Origin of the sequence: Belliella baltica DSM 15883 (assembly GCF_000265405.1) — a bacterium.
Classification (GTDB): domain Bacteria; phylum Bacteroidota; class Bacteroidia; order Cytophagales; family Cyclobacteriaceae; genus Belliella; species Belliella baltica.
In genome coordinates, this window is record NC_018010.1 from 1,322,676 (window position 1) to 1,340,872 (window position 18,197).

General features: G+C 41.7%; 18 protein-coding genes. 3 read left to right on the top strand and 15 right to left on the bottom strand.

Annotated features, from left to right (window positions below):
* Positions 1-328: 328 nt before the first annotated feature.
* Both BELBA_RS06160 and BELBA_RS06165 read right to left on the bottom strand, forming a co-directional pair.
* Positions 329-706, bottom strand: coding sequence for a hypothetical protein (locus tag BELBA_RS06160; protein WP_014771880.1), 378 nt, complete (start codon positions 704-706; stop codon positions 329-331).
* 189 nt (positions 707-895) lie between these two features.
* Entirely contained in the window at positions 896-3,076 is a 2,181-nt protein-coding gene (locus BELBA_RS06165) for a S9 family peptidase (RefSeq protein WP_014771882.1), read from the bottom strand.
* A gap of 547 nt (positions 3,077-3,623) precedes the next feature.
* Here BELBA_RS06165 and BELBA_RS06170 point away from each other — a divergent pair.
* From BELBA_RS06170 to BELBA_RS19040, 3 genes are read left to right on the top strand one after another with little or no spacing between them, the layout of a single operon-like run.
* On the top strand, positions 3,624-6,575 hold the full coding sequence (locus tag BELBA_RS06170; RefSeq protein WP_245531166.1) for a SusC/RagA family TonB-linked outer membrane protein: 2,952 nt from the start codon (positions 3,624-3,626) through the stop codon (positions 6,573-6,575).
* A 12-nt stretch (positions 6,576-6,587) separates the two neighbouring features.
* Positions 6,588-7,739, top strand: a complete 1,152-nt coding sequence (locus BELBA_RS06175; RefSeq protein WP_014771883.1) for a RagB/SusD family nutrient uptake outer membrane protein — start codon at positions 6,588-6,590, stop codon at positions 7,737-7,739.
* Between the two features lie 32 nt (positions 7,740-7,771).
* A complete protein-coding gene (locus BELBA_RS19040; protein ID WP_052307614.1) occupies positions 7,772-8,533 on the top strand; it encodes an efflux RND transporter permease subunit in 762 nt (253 codons plus the stop codon).
* An 89-nt stretch (positions 8,534-8,622) separates the two neighbouring features.
* Here BELBA_RS19040 and BELBA_RS06180 read toward each other — a convergent pair whose 3' ends face one another.
* The 13 genes from BELBA_RS06180 to BELBA_RS06235 form a co-directional block, all read right to left on the bottom strand.
* Complete coding sequence (locus BELBA_RS06180) at positions 8,623-9,297, bottom strand: HNH endonuclease signature motif containing protein (protein ID WP_014771884.1); 675 nt, start codon at positions 9,295-9,297, stop codon at positions 8,623-8,625.
* Between the two features lie 3 nt (positions 9,298-9,300).
* On the bottom strand, positions 9,301-10,395 hold the full coding sequence (locus tag BELBA_RS06185) for a Fic family protein (RefSeq protein ID WP_014771885.1): 1,095 nt from the start codon (positions 10,393-10,395) through the stop codon (positions 9,301-9,303).
* A 130-nt stretch (positions 10,396-10,525) separates the two neighbouring features.
* Positions 10,526-11,188, bottom strand: a complete 663-nt coding sequence (locus tag BELBA_RS06190) for an AAA family ATPase (RefSeq protein WP_014771886.1) — start codon at positions 11,186-11,188, stop codon at positions 10,526-10,528.
* Positions 11,172-11,936 (bottom strand): hypothetical protein, encoded by a 765-nt coding sequence (locus BELBA_RS06195; protein ID WP_014771887.1) that lies wholly within the window; start codon positions 11,934-11,936, stop codon positions 11,172-11,174. The genes BELBA_RS06190 and BELBA_RS06195 overlap by 17 nt, the downstream gene beginning before the upstream one ends.
* Before the next feature lie 16 nt (positions 11,937-11,952).
* Positions 11,953-12,234: a helix-turn-helix domain-containing protein gene (locus BELBA_RS06200; RefSeq protein ID WP_014771888.1), complete on the bottom strand. Its 282-nt coding sequence runs from the start codon at positions 12,232-12,234 to the stop codon at positions 11,953-11,955.
* An 89-nt stretch (positions 12,235-12,323) separates the two neighbouring features.
* Positions 12,324-12,746 (bottom strand): RteC domain-containing protein, encoded by a 423-nt coding sequence (locus BELBA_RS20085; protein WP_245531140.1) that lies wholly within the window; start codon positions 12,744-12,746, stop codon positions 12,324-12,326.
* Positions 12,697-13,173 (bottom strand): RteC domain-containing protein, encoded by a 477-nt coding sequence (locus BELBA_RS20090; RefSeq protein WP_245531141.1) that lies wholly within the window; start codon positions 13,171-13,173, stop codon positions 12,697-12,699. Before BELBA_RS20090 ends, BELBA_RS20085 begins: the two co-directional genes overlap by 50 nt.
* A 44-nt stretch (positions 13,174-13,217) precedes the next feature.
* On the bottom strand, positions 13,218-15,167 hold the full coding sequence (locus tag BELBA_RS06210) for a heavy metal translocating P-type ATPase (RefSeq protein ID WP_014771889.1): 1,950 nt from the start codon (positions 15,165-15,167) through the stop codon (positions 13,218-13,220).
* Between the two features lie 12 nt (positions 15,168-15,179).
* The gene (locus BELBA_RS06215; RefSeq protein ID WP_014771890.1) at positions 15,180-15,797 is read right to left on the bottom strand and encodes a hypothetical protein; all 618 of its coding nucleotides are present in this window, start codon (positions 15,795-15,797) and stop codon (positions 15,180-15,182) included.
* Positions 15,798-15,816: 19 nt separating this feature from the next.
* Positions 15,817-16,122, bottom strand: coding sequence for a hypothetical protein (locus BELBA_RS06220; protein ID WP_014771891.1), 306 nt, complete (start codon positions 16,120-16,122; stop codon positions 15,817-15,819).
* Positions 16,123-16,132: 10 nt separating this feature from the next.
* Positions 16,133-16,468, bottom strand: coding sequence for a YnfA family protein (locus tag BELBA_RS06225; protein ID WP_014771892.1), 336 nt, complete (start codon positions 16,466-16,468; stop codon positions 16,133-16,135).
* 92 nt (positions 16,469-16,560) lie between these two features.
* Positions 16,561-16,977, bottom strand: coding sequence for a Fur family transcriptional regulator (locus BELBA_RS06230; protein ID WP_014771893.1), 417 nt, complete (start codon positions 16,975-16,977; stop codon positions 16,561-16,563).
* Positions 16,978-16,991: 14 nt separating this feature from the next.
* Complete coding sequence (locus tag BELBA_RS06235; protein ID WP_014771894.1) at positions 16,992-18,194, bottom strand: efflux RND transporter periplasmic adaptor subunit; 1,203 nt, start codon at positions 18,192-18,194, stop codon at positions 16,992-16,994.
* Positions 18,195-18,197: the final 3 nt, after the last annotated feature.

Genomic DNA, 18,197 nt, shown 5'->3' on the forward strand with positions numbered 1-18,197 from the left:
AATTCTTAAATACCCTAAAATCAAATAATGTGCCGATCACAGCACTATCAGAATTTACTTAGGGCTTGCTGAAAAAGTCTCAGGTATGCCAGGTTCAAAGCGGACGAATGAAGATGTATGTTTATACTTCGAATGAGTCCAATACAGAAGATGGTATGCCTGAGACTAGGCTAAAAATTTCTAATATTGAAATTTTTAGCATTATCAAAAACACCCTATTTCAACTCAAAAGCTTGCACTTGCTGATAAACCTTACGCATAATAAACAGACTATTCATTCAAAATAATACAATTAACTATACAAATGGCATTTTTCAGCACGCCCTACTTAGCGCATCTTCATCTTTTTACTAGCACGTCTCTTGAAAGTGCCTGTTCTTCTCTTGTTGTTTGTATAAAAATTATAAAGAAAATTCACTGCAAAAACCGCGATCGTCAATGGGATAAAAAAACCAGGAGCCATAGATTTTATTCCCAAAAGAATAAATAGGGAAGCGATCGACCCCATTTTAAAGGAAGTATGACTCTCAGGGTAGATTTTATTGACCAAATACAAACTTAAAATCTCAATAAATGCAACCACAATAATTAAATATGTGAGCATTTGCTTCATGGTCGTATCACCGGACCAAACCACCCAAGCCAAACCGGCAGCTACAAGGATCAAACTTAAAGATTGGATGGATGTATTTAATCTTTCTTTCATAGTGGGGTGTTTAGGGTTTGAACAAAAAAGATAGGTATTTAATCCTTTAAATGCAATTTGATAAGATTTTTAAAAAAACAATGGCCTTGATTGCGGAATTATATTATGCAATCAAAGCCATTCTATTAATTTTATCCGCACAATTTCAAGCGTTAGATTTACTTGTTAGTGTCATTGCGGTAATCATTTTTATAATTTATTCTTGATAAAATCAGTCATCATATTATAAAGGTGCCAACTCGTATTTCCACCTGAGATGCCATGATTTCTGTTTGGGTAGTAAAAAGAATCAAACTGCTTATCTGCCTTGATCAACGCATCAACTAAATCAACTGCATTTTGAAAATGAACATTATCATCACCTGTTCCGTGGATCAGCAGTAAGTTGCCCTTCAGTTTATTCACATGCGTTATAGGACTGTTATCATCATATCCGGCAGCATTAAGTTGCGGAGTTTGTAAATATCGCTCAGTATAGATCGTGTCATAATATCTCCAAGTAGTAACGGGAGCGACTGCAATAGCAGATTTGAATACATCATTTCCGATCATTAAAGATAGCGACGACATATAGCCACCATAAGACCAGCCCCAAATTCCAATTCTTCCTTTATCAACATAAGGCAAAGTTCCCAAATACCTAGCTCCAGCAATCTGATCTTCTACTTCAATTTTACCCAAATTGGCGTAAGTACTGTGTTTGAAATCTCTACCTCTTGCTCCTGTGCCTCTGTTGTCTACACAAACTACAATGTAGCCTTCAGCGGCAAGATGATGATGCCAGAAATCACGTGTGCCACCCCAGGAATTGGTTACATTTTGGGAACCTGGACCTCCATATACATACATCAATACAGGATATTTTTTTGCAGGATCAAAATCGGAAGGCTTAATCATGTAGGCATTTAAAGAAGTGCCTTCCACCGTTTGGAAATCGAAAAACTCCTTCTCAGAGATGGCAAAATTTTTCAATCTATCCTTTAAATCCTGATTATCTTCCAAAACTTGTAATTGCTTACCTGAAGCTTGGTTTAAAGTGACTTTTGAAGGAGAATTTGCATCGCTGTGATATCCAATAAAATATTTGAAATCCTTACTCATGTTCACAGAATGGGTGCCTTTTTCTGCAGTTAGGATTTTTTTGTTTTTGCCATTCAGATTGATGACATATAAGTTTCTTTCCAAAGGTGAAGCTTCCGTAGAAACAAAGTAGATCTTGTTTGCATTTTCATCAACGCCAACCATGCTGCTTACTTCCCAGTTGCCGGAAGTAATCTGACGAATCAGCTTACCATTTTCCTCATGATGATAAATATGCTTGAACCCATCTTGCTCAGAAGTTCTGATAAAGCCTTTATTGTCCTTCAAAAAATAGAGATTGTCATTGTAATTTAAATCCACATAGGTATCAGATTTCTCCTGCAAGACCAGTTGACTTTCTCCTGTAGCAGTATTTGCATAAAACAAGTCAAGCTGATTCTGCAGCCTGTTCAATCTCAAAAAGGCCAAAGTATTAGTATTATTGGTCCAGTAAATTCTAGGAAGATAGATGTCCTTTTCATCTCCTGAATCTACATTTACGATTTTTTGTGATGCTAAATCATAAACATGTATGCTCACTTCTGCATTTTTCTCTCCAGCTTTAGGATATTTGAATTTGTAATCCTGAGGATAAAGTTCTCCCCATGTTTGCATATTGAATTCGGGAACATCAGTTTCATCAAATCGGATAAATGCCAATTTTTTCCCATCAGGTGACCAATCAAAAGCTTTGGCCATAGAAAACTCCTCTTCATAAACCCAATCTGCAGAACCATTTATTATTTGATTCCATTTTCCATCTTGTGTCACTTGGGTGATTTTATTACTTGCCAATTCAACGAAAAACAGGTTATTGTCCTTCACATAAGCTACTTTATCATTGTCTGGAGAAAGACTTGCATACATGATTTTCTCGCCATTGACTAGAAGTTGGGCATCTCCAGTTTCCAGATCGACTACGTGATAGACACTTTTACTTGACCTTCTGTATATTCTTTCAGTAGAGGAAGCAATAAGTGCTTTTGTTTCATCTGAATTGAAACTGTAGGAGGAAAAGTTTACGCCTATTTTTGAGCCATCAATTAATGTTTTTTCTTCTTTGCCTGAAGCTACATTGATTTTGACTACAGACGAGCTATTAGCTCCTCGGACTAGGGAACTATAATACTGACCATCATTCATCCAATTGATCCCATACACAGACTTGGAAGAGAAAGTATTGGATTTAAAAACATCTTCTAAACTTACTTTCTTTTTATTTTGAGCAGAAGCTCCCATACAGATGAGCATGACCAATGCAACGCTCAATATTCTTTTCAATAGATACATCTTATTTTTATGAGTTTATTTTCTAAATGCTAAAATAGAGAAAAGCCCGACTTATTTGATAACCTCTGATCAAAATGAGTTTCTTATCATAAAATGTTTTGCTGTCTCTATAATTTCAAATTAGTGTCAAAAACGATAATTTGACCATATATGAACACTTTGGTTTTTTAGTTTTCCGCAGTTGATTTTAGTTTAAGCCAAAATTCAAGCATTCAGCACCATTGAAATAAAAAGCACATAAATTTTTACCTAATGATGTTAATATTTGTGAAATTTTTCAAAAACCTCTATTATAATTAGGCAACTTTAATTGGGGTTGGTCGAGTGATCAATCTTTAATTTATTAAATTAATCCCACAATATTTATGAGAAAAGGTTTACTAAGTTTCGTCTTAGTGCTCTTCACTATCTCGATGGCATGGTCGCAAACGCGAATTGTGACAGGTAAGGTAATTTCAGAGGAGGAGCCAGCAGGATTGCCAGGTGTAAACGTTGTCTTAAAAGGTACAACTACTGGTGTAATACAGATTTAGATGGAGAGTTCTCCATCGCGGTACAAGGTGACAATGCTACCCTTGTTTTTAGTTTTATTGGTTACACTACTTATCAAGAAGTAGTAGGTAACAGATCAATCTTAAATGTTACCCTAAATCCAGACACACAAAATCTGGAAGAAGTGATCATTACAGCTTATGGTACTGCCGACAAAGGAAACTTTACTGGTTCTGCGGTAGCATTGAAAGGTGATCAAATTGCTAATAGACCAATCAACAACGTGGTAAACGCAATCGAAGGTCAAGTAGCAGGTGTAATCACAACTTCAGCTAACGGTCAGCCAGGATCTACTCCTGCAGTGAGAATTAGAGGAGTTGGTTCTGTTAATGCGTCATCTTCACCTTTATATGTGGTTGATGGTGTTCCTTTTGACGGTAACCTTTCAAATTTGAACCCTGAAGATATTGCAGATATGACGGTATTGAAAGATGCTTCTTCTGCTGCACTTTATGGATCAAGAGCAGCTAATGGTGTGATCATGATCACAACTAAAAAAGGTACTAAAGGAAAATCAAATTTCAGCTTCAAAGGTCAGCAAGGGACTTCTTCAAGAGCTCTTCCAGAGTATGATAGAGTCAATGCAGATCAATACTATCCACTTCAGTGGGAAGCTTTGAGAAATTCTCAATTGGGTCAAGGTATTGAACCAGGCCCTGCTGCTCAGTTTGCTTCAAATGAATTGATCAATGTACTAGGGTACAACATTTACAATGTGCCAAATGATCAAGTAGTAGGTGTGGATGGCCAATTGAATCCTAATGCAGTTAATAATTTCGAAGGCCTTAACTGGTGGGACGAAATCGAGCGTACAGGAATCAGAAGTGAATACAACATGACTTATTCAGGTGCTTCAGATAGAACTGATTTTTATACTTCTATCAACTACTTGAAAGAAGATGGTTACATTTTAAAGTCTGATTTCGAAAGATTCACTGGTCGTATTAATATCAATACGCAAGCTACTGACTGGTTGAAAACTGGAATTAACTTATCAGCAACTATGAGTGATGGTAACAATGCTCGTGCTGATGGAGGTTCTTCTTTTGTGAACCCATTCTTTACTGCTAGAGCAGTAGGTCCTATCTATCCTGTATATGCACAAAATATGCAAACAGGTGGATTTATCTTGGATCCTGATGGAAATAGAATTTTTGACACAGGTGATTTGACTCAATTTGGGTTGCCAAATAGAGGTTCAGGTTCATTCCCTGGAAGACATGTTGTTCAGGAGACTTTATTGAATGATGACCTTTTTGATAGAGACGCCGTATCTACAAGATTTTATGTAGAAGCTTCTTTCTTGAAAAATTTCACCTTTAGAATTAATGCTTCTAATGACTTCACGTCTCTATTAAGTATTGGATATGACAATACAATTGTAGGTGATGGTGCTCCTGCTGGTAGATCAAGAAGAAACAACAGCCGTACAAACTCATTCACGGTCAACCAACTCTTGTCTTATACCAATACATTTAATGACAAGCATTTCGTTGAAGTGTTGGCAGGTCACGAGAATTATGACTATACATTTGCAGTACAAACTATTTCTAAACAAGATCAAATTCTTGCTGGAAATACTGAATTGGATAATTTTGTAACCATCAGTTCTGCAAACGGTAGAGTAGATAGAGACAGAATTGAGTCTTATTTCTCTAGATTAAATTATGTGTTCGATGATAAATACTCCTTCTCTGCTTCTTTGAGAAGAGATGGTTCTTCTAGATTCGCTCCTGAATCAAGATGGGGAACTTTCTTCTCTGTAGGTGGTGCTTGGAATATTGACAAAGAAGCATTCTTTAGCTCTAACTTCTTCCAAATGTTGAAACTGAGAGCTTCTTATGGTGAAGTAGGGAATAACAGTGTGGGTGGATTCTATCCATGGCAAGCACTTTATGACTTAGGTTTCAACAACGCTACTGAACCAGGTATATTCCAGTCTTCATTATCTGCTAGAGAATTGGAGTGGGAAACTAACGCAACATATGACTTAGGTATTGATTTTGCCTTCGGTAGAAGATTCTCAGGTACATTAGAATTCTTCAATAGAGAATCAAGAAACTTGTTGTTCTCAGTTCCTTTGTCTTTGACTACTGGTCTGTCTAGTGTATTCCAAAATATTGGTACCATGGCTAATCAAGGCTTTGAATTCAATATCCAAGGTGAAGTGATGAGAAGAGGAGATTTTTCTTGGAATGCGAATATCAACGCTTCTTCTTACAAAAATGAGTTCAAAGAACTTCCTTTCGAAGAGCAAATTACAGGTACGAAAAAGCTTGTAGTAGGTAGAGGAATCTACGATTTCTGGTTGAGAGACTGGTACGGAGTAGATCCTGAGACAGGTGAAGGTCTTTATAGAGCTGACGTGTACGATCCAGATGATGCCAACATCAAAATTGTTGGAGCTGATACTTTGACTACAAGGTTCCAAAATGCTAGATTCCATTTCAATGGAAATGCAATTCCTAAGCTATTTGGTGGTATCGGAAATACTTTCAGATACAAAGCATTTTCATTAAATGTGTTATTGAGTTATTCTCTTGGTGGAACAATCTATGATGGTGCTTATGCTAGTTTAATGGGAGCAGACCCAAATGGAGGAGCAGCACATGTAGATATATTGAACAGATGGCAACAGCCAGGTGACATCACAGATGTACCAAAAATGGATGTAACAGGAGCTGCTCAAACAGATGTTCAATCAGACAGATGGTTGGTATCTTCTTCCTACCTCAATTTGCGCTCGGTGAATTTGTCTTACAATGTGCCTAAGCCATTGTTGGATAAGTTAAAAATGAAATCAGCTACTGTTTATCTAGCAGGAGAAAACCTTGGATGGTGGTCTGCTAGAAGTGGAATGTACGTTTCTGGTTCATTTGCTGGTACTACTGGCAACGTCTATACGGTAGCTAGAACCTTTACTTTAGGTGTAAATCTGAACCTTTAATAGATAAAGATCATGAAAAAAATAATAAGTAAAATATTCCTATTAGCAGCATTCTTAAGTTTTGGATGCGCTGAAGATTATTTAGACACGATTCCTACTGATGCAGTTTCAGAGGGACTTGTGTTTACGACTACACAAAATGCTAGAACTGCCTTAAATGGTATTCACAGAGCCATGTTTATTCGTTGGGATAGCCAAGGTCAGCCTGGAGAAGGTGGCGTAATGATCGTTAGAGATGTGATGGCTGAAGACTTAGTTATGACAACTCAAGGAAATGGTTGGTTTGTATCTTATTCAAGATGGTTAAGGCATAATGACGAAACAAATGGAGATGTTCGTTTTGTTTGGAGATTCTACTACAGAATCATCGGAAATGCGAATATGATCATTGCGAATATTGATGATGCTGAAGGTCCTCAAGCAGATAAAGATGAGATCAAAGGTCAAGCTTTGGCTTACAGGGCTTGGGCACATTGGAATTTGGTTCAATTATTTGCTGAGCGTTTTGATGCAGGAGGTGCCAATTCACAATTGGGTGTACCTATCGTAACTGAACCAATCACCGAAGGTCAAGCTAGAAATACGGTTGCTGAAGTTTATACGCAAGTGAATGCTGATATAGATGCTGCAATTGCTTTGTTAGGTACAAGTAGAGCTGCTAAATCTCATTTGAACATCAATGTTGCTAGAGGAATCAAAGCAAGAATCGCCTTGACGCAAGGGAACTACACAGTAGCTGCGCAGCAAGCAAGTTTAGCTAGAGATGGATATCCTTTGATGTCTCAAACTCAGCTTTATGATGGATTCAACAATGTTGATAATCCAGAGTGGATTTGGGGTAGCAGACAGCAAGATGATCAGCAGACTTTCTTTGCTTCATTCTTTGCTTATCTTTCTGTAAATTTCAGTTCTACTAATATCAGAGGTAATCCTAAAGCAATCAATAGTTTGCTATATGATCAGATTTCTGATACTGATGCAAGAAAAGGGCTGTGGGATCCAAATGCATCTGATCCAGCTATGAGAGATCCGTTTATTGACGAGATCACCGCATCAAACTTCTCTAAAATTGATTACATGAACAGGAAGTTTATCGCTCAAGGTGGTGCATCTTCTGTTGGTGATGTACCATATATGAGAGCAGCGGAGATGTATTTGACCTAGTCGTCCGCTTTCAAAAGGAGTCGCGAAATAGTATGGAAGCCCTACAGTCTGCTTTGATCGCTTTGCCGAATGGTGGTGAAATCACCCTGGATCAGTTGGCAGATGTAACGTCTTTAAGTTCTCCGAATACGATTTCACGAGAGAATGTAAGACGAAAGATTGTGATAGCTGCGAACGTACAAGGCCGTGATTTGCGTGGTGTGGTCAACGAGATTCAGCAGATTGTTGAAGCGAATATTGAACTACCGGAAGGCTATCGGATTGAATATGGCGGACAATTTGAAAGTGAAGCGAAGGCTTCTCAATTGCTGTTAATTACTGCGGTGGTGGCTATTCTCATCATCTTTCTATTGCTCTATTATGAGTTTCAGGATGTCAAGCTTTCCTTCATTGTCTTAATCAACTTGCCATTAGCTCTGATCGGTGGGATTTTGATTGTGTACTTCACTTCCGGTATCATCAGCATTGCCGCTACTATTGGCTTTATCAGTTTGTTTGGTATCGCTACCCGTAACGGCATCTTGTTGGTGTCTCGCTATGAGGATTTGAGAAAGGAAGGAAAGCAAGGGTTTGAACTGCTCAAAACAGGAGCATTGGACAGATTGAATCCAATTCTCATGACGGCCTTTACCACAGGACTTGCTTTGATTCCGCTTGCCTTGAAAGGCGGGGAGCCGGGTAATGAAATTCAAAGCCCGATGGCAGTGGTGATCTTGGGAGGATTACTTTCTGCTACTTTGCTCAATCTGGTGGTGATACCTTGTGTGTATGAGTTGGTAACGAAGCGGAAGTAATACCTTCTCAACATTTACAAATGAAGCAACTGTTCGGGATTTACGAATGGTTGCTTTTTTAGTATTTACATGCATGGGTGTAGGGAGGTTCACCCGTAAATATCATCGAATCCTGAGTAATTTTTGTGTCCTCTCCCTCTGTTGATCCTGCCTTGTTTTGTGTTGTCTATGCGATACTGAAGGAAGGAACAAAGAGCCTCAAACTGGGCTTCTGGGACTTGGTAGGCACTGGCTTTAAATTCCTTTTTGATGATGCCCCAAATGGCAGCATAGTTCATTTTGGATTTACCAACATCTCCTTCCTTGTATTCGTTATAGCGATCAATCAGATGCTTCACATAGTTTTTCAATTCCGCTTTTTTACCAATGGCACCATCTGCGAATTCCATCTTGGGTTTGCTTCGGGATTTATAGACAATTGTCTGAGCACTGATCGAATTGGCTACCGTTGAGTTGGATACATTGCCTTTGATGTTGATGGTATTTGATGATTTTGCACTGGATTTGCCTTTGGCTTTAATCATAAGATAGGTCTTGATTTGTTTGACCTCCTCCACATTAATATCTCCTTTAGTAATCTTGGAATGGCAAATCGGGCAAAGCATCAAAAGGTTGTCAGGGGAATTGTTTTCGGGATTTTCGTCAATATGATGAATTTCAAAATGATCCACATTCTGATCATCACAGATTGGGCACTGGGAGTTAATCTCTTGTTGTAAGAGAGATTTCGTTTTTTGGGGTATGGATTTTCGAGCTTTGGCCATGGTCTAACTTTGCTTCAGTAGTTGGTACAATTGCTGGTTGATGAAAATATTCTCTTTCCCGATAGGTTCGAGTTTTAGGATTCCAATGGATTCCAAAGTCTTTAAGTACCTGGAAGCGGCTTTTCTTTCTACGCCCAGCCCATTAGAGATATATTCTATTTTGGTATAGGGGTGGACAAACAATTGCTCGATCAAATCCTTTGAATAGATTTTCGGAGCTTCTGCTTTCACTTTTTCCTGGATATCATTGAAGATGCTGTTGATCCCCTGGATCTGGGAAATGGCCTTTGTCGCAGTATCCTCAATGGCCTTGAGCATAAACAATATCCAGCCTTCCCAATTGTCTTTAGTCCTCACCTCCTGTAGCAATTTGTAATAAGCTCCTTTGTGGCCAATAATGTAGCCACTGAGGTACAGCATGGGTATTTCCAATAGGTTGTGAAGGATGAGGTAAAGCACGTTGATAATCCTTCCTGTTCGGCCATTTCCATCATAGAATGGGTGGATGCTTTCGAACTGGTAGTGTTGTATGGCCATCCTGATCAGAGGTGACATGCCATCGGGTTCATCATTGATAAAGTCTTCCAGATTTTTCATCAGTCTGACGATTATTTCCTTATCATCTGGCGGTGTATAAATTGTTTTCCCTGTCAGATCATTTTTCAAAGAAGTACCTGGTAGCTGCCTGATCCCAGCCTCATTCTCTTCCAGTATAGCCTGAATGCGAGTAATACCATTGGTATTCAGGAAGCCTTTCTTTTTGATCTCTTCAAAGCCATAGAGCAGGGCTTCCCTGTAACGTAGGACTTCCTTTGTCGAAGGATCAATTGTTATTGACTTGGCGGCTAAAGCCTGGTAGAGCTTGTCATGCGTGGTAATGATATTCTCCACCTCTGAGCTGGCCTGTGCTTCTTTGAGTACAATGGCATTGATCAAAATACCTTGGTTGGGTAGTGTTCTTGCCAATCCCTTCAACTCAGCAAGGGCAACCGCTGCTTTACTTTCCTGTTTGAGTATTTCGATAGTCTCCACTTTTTCCACCGGAGCGGGTAAAAGAGGCAAATCATTGAATGGTTTAGATGGATCGATATTTTTCATTTGTAAATTACATGAGACAAAAATACGAAAATTGGGACATGAAACAAATTATATGTACCATGATGGGACATGAGACAAAAACCTGAAGAATAGGATATGAAAACCTGCATATGTACCACGCTGGGACATGTCACACTCTTTTATCCTTCGCTTCTTTGTCAAAAGCAATCACATTTATCATTTCCCTCATCCTTGATCTTACCCTATTCCCATAACAGTTCTCAATCTCACTGGCTGAAAGATTGGTGGTGGCATGGGTGAGCATGTGGCGGCTGATGAACATATCGTAGCGGCTTAGAAGGATCTCAGCCATTACGTTGGTTTCGTTTCCATAATATTTGATGTTGGACTCTACTCCCAGGTCATCAAAGCAATAGGCTTTCGGGATCAGCTCTCCACCTGTCTGCTGGAAGGCTGCTTTGGAATATTTGTTAATAGTAGAATAGCCGTCCTGAATGAATTCCAGGGTGATGTCACGAGCGGATTTGATGATGTACTGTTTTTTGGGAGCAAGCATGAATCGGAGCAAGGTCATCAGGGAGGTTTTGCCACAACCGACAGGGCCGGTCAGCAAAATGCCTTTGTGGAGGTCAATGCCGTGCTTTTCAGCATTGGGTTTGTCCTGATAAAAGTAGACCAAAAGTTTGAATATAATCAAGTGGTCTTCCTTCCATATCTGGAATTTTGGACTGATGTATTCTTTGCCTGCTTTCTCCAGGAATTCAAGGCATTTGTCGAATTGGATGACATTGCTTCGAACACTCTCTGAGTGAGACTTAGAGTGGCTCGCCATAGTCCTTGCCGGTTCCTGAGTGGAGGTTTCCGGGTTTAGGACCTGGCTGATAGTTTCGCTGATCTTTTGCATAGGCATTGAATTTTTGTGCGTTCAGCATCCAGTTGCGGGCGGCTGCTTTCCAGTCTTTCATCTTGGAGCGGCCACCTACCAGCCAGCCATTGCTCTGGAAGTAGTTGTAAAACTTCTCGGCCTCCACAGGTGGGTAGCCCTTTTCATCAAAGTAGATTTTCACATGGGCTTCCAGTGGAGGAATATCCGGGCCATAGCCCGAGACTTCTTTTTTCTTTTGCCGCAACTTTTCTTTTTTCTTCATTTTCGAATCATTTGAAGCGTTATCAAAATTTTCAGCTTGCTCACCCAAGTTTGTTTCGTTTTCACTGTTTAAAGGGTTTGTATTGTTTGTATAAGGTCTCACGGCTATTTCACTACCTGTATCAGCACCTGTCTCACTACCTTTATCAAAACTGTACAGGTAAATGAGGCTACCCCGATGCGGATTGTATGACGGTTCGTAGCGGACATACCCGTATTGATCCAACTGCTTCAGACACTTGGTGTAGGTGTTCACTGAACCGATTTTTGACAACCTCATCAGTTCGTCCCGGGATACAGAAATCGGGTTCCTGAAAAAGTTGAGATTCCACCGCCTGAACAAGGCCATATACAAACTGATGTGGTAGGGCGTGAGCCTGGTATCTGCATCCATCTGCTGGAACGCTGCGGAAAGGTGCTTGATGTAGTTCATGCCCGGCCATGTGCTTTTACCTCAAGCGGTTTTGAAACTTATTGGACTGGAGCATGGACTGAATGTCTGCATAGTCATAATAGATCACTCCTCCTATCTTGGTAAAAGGTAATGTGCCGTTTACCCGTAGGTTCTGCAATGTGCCGGGCGAAATGCCCAGGAGCTTGCGAACCTCATAGGATTTCAGCCATTTCTTGGTTGGCTGTCCGGAATGTTCTTTGAGTAGCCTTTTGAGATCTTCCAGGAGTTCAATCTTGAACTCACGAAGGTCATCCGTAGTAATAACTTCTGCTGCCATATCTTAACAAATGTTGATTGAATAGCGAAGATGTTCCCGTTTAGTGGGTTTTATTCACAAGGCAAACCGAAGTTGGGAAAGATTTTGTGCTATTTCTCATCAGCTTCATCCATTCTGCGGATAAGGCTTTCATGCAGGGAATCGAGGAATTTCGTCCTTCCTGTCTTTCTGATACGTATTTCGAGGAATGTGCGGTGGTATTGCCCTAAATCTACTCCAAATGTGTCTTCCAAACATTTGGAAATTTCTTTCAAGTCTGCTCTGCCATGGTTAAAGACCCCACGGGCATGGAGGGCGTACATCAGCTCAATCAGAGCTACTTTGGAGTCTGTCCATGCCATTTTCCCCTTCGGTTCGACTTGTGATTTTCCGTTGCTTAAGTCCCTCATATCCAGCTTATTCAATTCATCTTCCAAATAGACGTTGAGCAGATCATTGGCCAGGATGTTGGAAACTTTAAAATCATGGCTGGTAGAGAAATTTGGATCGGTCTCGAAAAAAAAATGAATCAAGGGTTAAGCGTATATCTTGCTTGCCACGGACAAAATACTTGTGGTCCAGGTAGTTGCTGTGGGTACGGTAATAGCGGTAAAATTCCAGGTTGTTGTCGAAGTACCGTTTGAGCTTATCCAACTCATTTTGATAGTATTTACGTTTTACCTTGATTCCTCCGTTGGGTTTATTGGTTTCGATATTGAATACACTGAGGTGGTAGATGAGCTTACTAACGAATTTCGGTTTGATCTCCTTGAAAAACAGGATTTCGCTAGCTTGAGAATCTAATGGGTTTTTAGTCAAGCCCTCCCTTAACTGGTTAATGGCAATCAGGACCATTTGAAAGCTCTGTTCAGATTTTTTGAGGAGGTTATCTTCCTCCAAATCGATCATTCTAAGCTTTTCTTCTAAATCTTCATATAGTTGGTTATAGTTATCAGACATTTAAAAAGTGAGTTTATCATTTCCATAGCTTTAAATATTCCTAATTACTTTTGCATCCTCACCGCATTCAATATTGCCAGTAGTGCCACTCCCACATCGGCAAATACGGCTTCCCACATAGTGGCCAGGCCTCCGGCACCCAAGGCAAGGACTATGACTTTTACACCGAAAGCCAGGCCGATATTTTGCCATACGATCCGTTTAGTCTGTTTACCTATTTGAATAGCAGTAGCAATTTTAGAGGGCTGGTCGGTCTGAATGACCACATCGGCTGTCTCGATGGCGGCATCACTACCCAAACCACCCATTGCCATGCCCACATCTGCCAGAGCAAGGACGGGCGCATCGTTGATACCGTCCCCTACAAATGCGATGACACGGCTGGTATCTTTTTTCAGTTCTTCTACCTTTTCCACCTTTTGCTCTGGCAGCAGATCACCAAAGGCTTTATCTATTCCGAGTGATTTTGCGACTTGTTGAGTCACTGCATTCTTGTCTCCTGACAGCATGATCAGTTCCCGAACTCCTGATTTGTGTAATGCATTGATTGCCTGGGCAGCATCCTCTTTGAGTTCATCGGCTATCACCAGGTAACCGGCATATTTTTGGTCAACCGCTACATGAATGACGGTATTGACCTCCTCGGCAGCATCAGCACAGGTAACGATCCCTTCCTTATCCATCAGTTTTTGATTGCCAATGAGCACATGCTTACTATTTACTTTTCCTTTCAGGCCGTGCCCGGCTATTTCTTCCTGTTGCTCGGGTTCTGAAATTTTCCCTCCCTGCTTTTTAGTATATTCTGTAATGGCTTTTGCGATGGGATGGGTGGATTTGCTTTCCATAGCTGCCGCCAGACTAAGCCAATCTGTAGTGATACCCTCCATGGTCACGGCTTTCTGAACTTCAAACACTCCCTTGGTAAGCGTTCCGGTTTTGTCCATCACCACAGTATTGACTTTTGTCATGAGGTCAAGGAAGTTGGAGCCTTTGAACAGTATCCCTTTGCGGGAAGCTGCGCCTATTCCTCCAAAATAGCCGAGCGGTATTGAGATGACCAGCGCACAGGGACACGAGATCACCAGGAAGATCAAAGCCCTGTAAAGCCAGTCTTCAAACACATAGTTTTCTACAAAGAAATAAGGCAGGAAGGTCAATCCCACTGCCAGAAAGGTGACGATGGGTGTGTAAACTCGTGCAAACTTACGGATAAACTGCTCGGTTTTTGCCTTGCGGGCGGTGGCGTTCTGCACCAGCTCCAGGATGCGGGCAAGTGAACTTTCGTTGAACCGTCTGGTCACTTTCAATTCAATCAGCCTGTCGAGGTTCACCATCCCAGCCAGCACATTTTCTCCTTTGTTGTAGGTGGCTGGTTTACTTTCACCAGTCAGGGCGGAAGTATTGAAGCTGCTTTTTTCACTGATCATTTCCCCATCGAGCGGTATTTTTTCTCCGGGTTTTACTTGTATGGTTTCCCCAATTTGTACTTCTTCCGGGTGTACAGACACCATTTGCCCGCTTCTATACACAGAGGCCGAATCGGGGCGGATGTCCAGCAAGGCTTTGATGTTGCGTTTGGCTCGGTTCACAGCTGCATCCTGAAACAACTCACCAATAGCATAGAAAAGCATCACCGCCACCGCCTCGGGATATTCGCCTATGGCAAAAGCTCCCAGAGTGGCTATGCCCATGAGGAAAAATTCGGTGAACACATCACCTCTCAGTATGGACTTCCAGCCTTTGACCAATACCGGCCAACCCACAGGCAAATAGGCCAGCACATACCAGCCGATGCGAATCCAACCGTTGAAAAATGCAGGTTGTTCCAACTGGTCAGCCGCAATTCCGGCCAGAAGCATGATAAGGCTCACAATGCCACTGCCCCAGGTTTGCAGGAAAGTGGAGGGGGCTTTTTCTACTTGTTTCGTTTGTTTGTTTGGTTGCGGATCGGTATTGCAACAAGCTTTATTTTCTATATCGTTTGTAAATGCCATAGTCCTATCTGTTTAATGGGTGAAAAAGGAAATGATTCCTGTAAGAATAAGTATGCTACCGGAAACCAGTCCTGCATTGTGTTCCAGCTTGTGCCAGTTGAACCGGTGAAGGCCTTTCTGTGCGAGGTACACCCAAAAGGTGATCCCTAACACGGAAACGATGGTGTAGAGCAAGCCCACTGTCAGGATCATCGGCCATCCATGAGTCCCTGCTATCAGAAAGTAGGCTTCAATTTCTAGGCAGGGCGAAAGAAACATCATGAATACCAGTAAGGTCACTACTTGTGTTGCTCCGGCCTGATCCAGCTTTTGCTTTTCATTGAAGTGAAAATGATGGTGCCTGTGGTGTTGGATGATGAAATACAAGCCGATGGCGATAAGCAATGAGGGAATGACCCAACGGGTGTAGCTGTTAAGCGTTCCTGCCAATGAAAGGCTAAATAAGCCCAGAAATACTCCCAACAGAAAGGTACTCAGCGAATGGGCCAAAGCCGCCACAGATGCAATACGGAGGGTCTTGCTTCCATGCCAGCCGAATCTTTCCTTCAAAGCCAGGACCGGCAGCCAGTGACTGGGGATCAGTCCGTGGAGGAGGCTAAGCATGATGGTGCCGGTTAGTAAGGTGGTCATGATCGGCCTGGGTTAAATTCTAAAATTCAATCTCGTTTTTGATAAAGTCCTTTGCGCCTTCCGGGCCTGATAATTCGAGCCAGACCGGAGAATCCTGATGGGCAACTGTAAGACCCAGTATTAAAAAGTCACAACAAAGCCGTTCGGTCTTGATGAAATTGTTCAGCAGATCTAGTGTTTGATCCGAGCTGTCAAATCTGTACCTGAACCCGTTGGCAAGTTCCTGTTTTTCCAATACCCGCACTTTTAATGAAGCTATCACTGTAGCTTTTCTTTGCCTCAGTTCCGGAGTAGTGAGCTTGCAGCTGATTTTGTTTTTGTCCATTGTGTTTGTTTTAAGAAGTCCTGGGAGCATACATGATAATGAGCATCCCGAGGAGGGCAACAGCTCCTCCGATCAGGTCATATTTATCCGGCACGATACCATCTACTTTCCAGCCCCAGATAAGCGCCATGATGATGAAGATCCCGCCATAGGCAGCATATACTCTTCCGAAATTGGCCGGCTGCCAGGTGGCCACTATGCCGTAGCCTATCAGGATCAGGCCGCCCAATGCCCCCACCCACCAAGGCTTGTCTTCACGTAAAGTGAGCCAGATCATGTAGCCACCGCCTATTTCGCAAAGACCGGCCAGTATGAAAATGCTGATTGATTTAAGGATCACGATCATATTCTATTGTGTTCATAATTTGTATTGATCTCATCTCGTTAAGTGCTTTATCTGAAAATACGTGTAAACCCAATGCACAGTAATTGCAATTTTCAACCTGTGCACTTCCCACAAACACCCTTTACCACCAGGTTGGCTTCTTCGCTTTTTAAGTTGGTCGGCAGATTAATTTCCGGGATTTTGTATTTGGGTAAACAGAAGGTTTCGCTGCACACCCGGCAATGGAAATGCACATGCAAGTCCCTTTCGATATTGCATTCACATCCCTCTTCGCAAAGCGCATACTTTGGCGCTCCGTTACCGTCATCAATGCTGTGTACCAGTCCATTTTCCTGAAAGGTCTTCAGGGTGCGGAATAGTGTCACCCTGTCAGACTTTTCAAATGCTTTTTCCAGGTCAGAAAGGCTGATGGCCGCCTCCTGACTGGTCAGGGCTTCCAGCACCAACAGCCGCATGGCTGTTGGTCGGATATCCTTTTGCTTGAGTTTATTTTCAAGTTCTTTGATCATAATTGTTAATTCTGTTAATGCCCATGTCCACCGCCTTCTTCTTCAGTATTTTTGGCCTTCGCCAAGAGGGTAAAGGCACCTTTGGTGACCAGTTGAATGTTGCTCAAGTCCTCCGCTGTATCGGCCAAAGAAATCTGTGTATAACCGTCTTCGGTATATCCCTTGATGACTTCCAGCATTTCAAAATCGTGCACGGTTTCACCGTTCTCTGATTTCTTACCCGCATATGAAAAAACGTACTGCTTGCCACCAAACCGCACAATAGAGGCTTCCGGAGCAGTCAAGGTTTCATTGCTGTCGGTTTCGATTCTGGCAGCTACATACATGCCTGGCTTCAGGTCTTCATGCATTTTTCTTAAATGTCCATGTACGGTTACGGAACGGTCTTCCCTTACTCCACTGCCCACAAGGAACACTTCGGCTTCCCGCCATTCTTCGGGTGAATTTGCAAGGGCAAACCGGATGCGCTGGCCTTCCTTTACCCGTGGGATGTCGTTTTCATATACCGTCAGTTCCACATGCAGATCCTCGGCATTGGTGATGTCCATGATCACATCCTGTGGGTTGATGTACTTGCCTACATTGGTGTACACCTCTCGAACTGAACCGTTTACCGGGGCATAAATATTGACAGACGCTGAAACGGTACCTTGACGTATTTTTGCTGGATTGAAACCGATAATTTTCAAACGTTCTTCCATGCTTTTAATTCGTGCCTCATTGGCCAGGTAGTCACTTTTAGCCTGTTGAAAGGTTTTGCCAGAGGCCACCTTTTCATCAAACAACTCCTTCTGACGGTCATATTCTGCTTTCAGAAATTCCTGATTGGCCAAGCCCTCAAGATAATCCTGTTGGAACTGGATAAACTCCGGATTTTCAATCACTACCAAAAGCTGACCTTTTTTCACTTTGCTGCCCGGCAGCATTTCGGTATATTTCACAAAGCCACCATAGGGCATGTTGATGGAAATATTGCTCTGAGGAGGCACGCCAATCACTCCATTAACCCGTAGCTCAGAACCGATAACCTTTCTTTCGGCATTTCCAATCTGAATGTCTGCCTGATCGTATTGTGCCTCAGTGAGTTCTACCGTATTCTCACCTTCTTCGTGATGCTCCTCTGTTGTTCCTTCATTTTTTGAACCACAGGAGGCAATAGTCAATCCCAGTATAAAAACTATTGAGATTCTGTTGATGTATTTGATTGTATTTTTCATTTG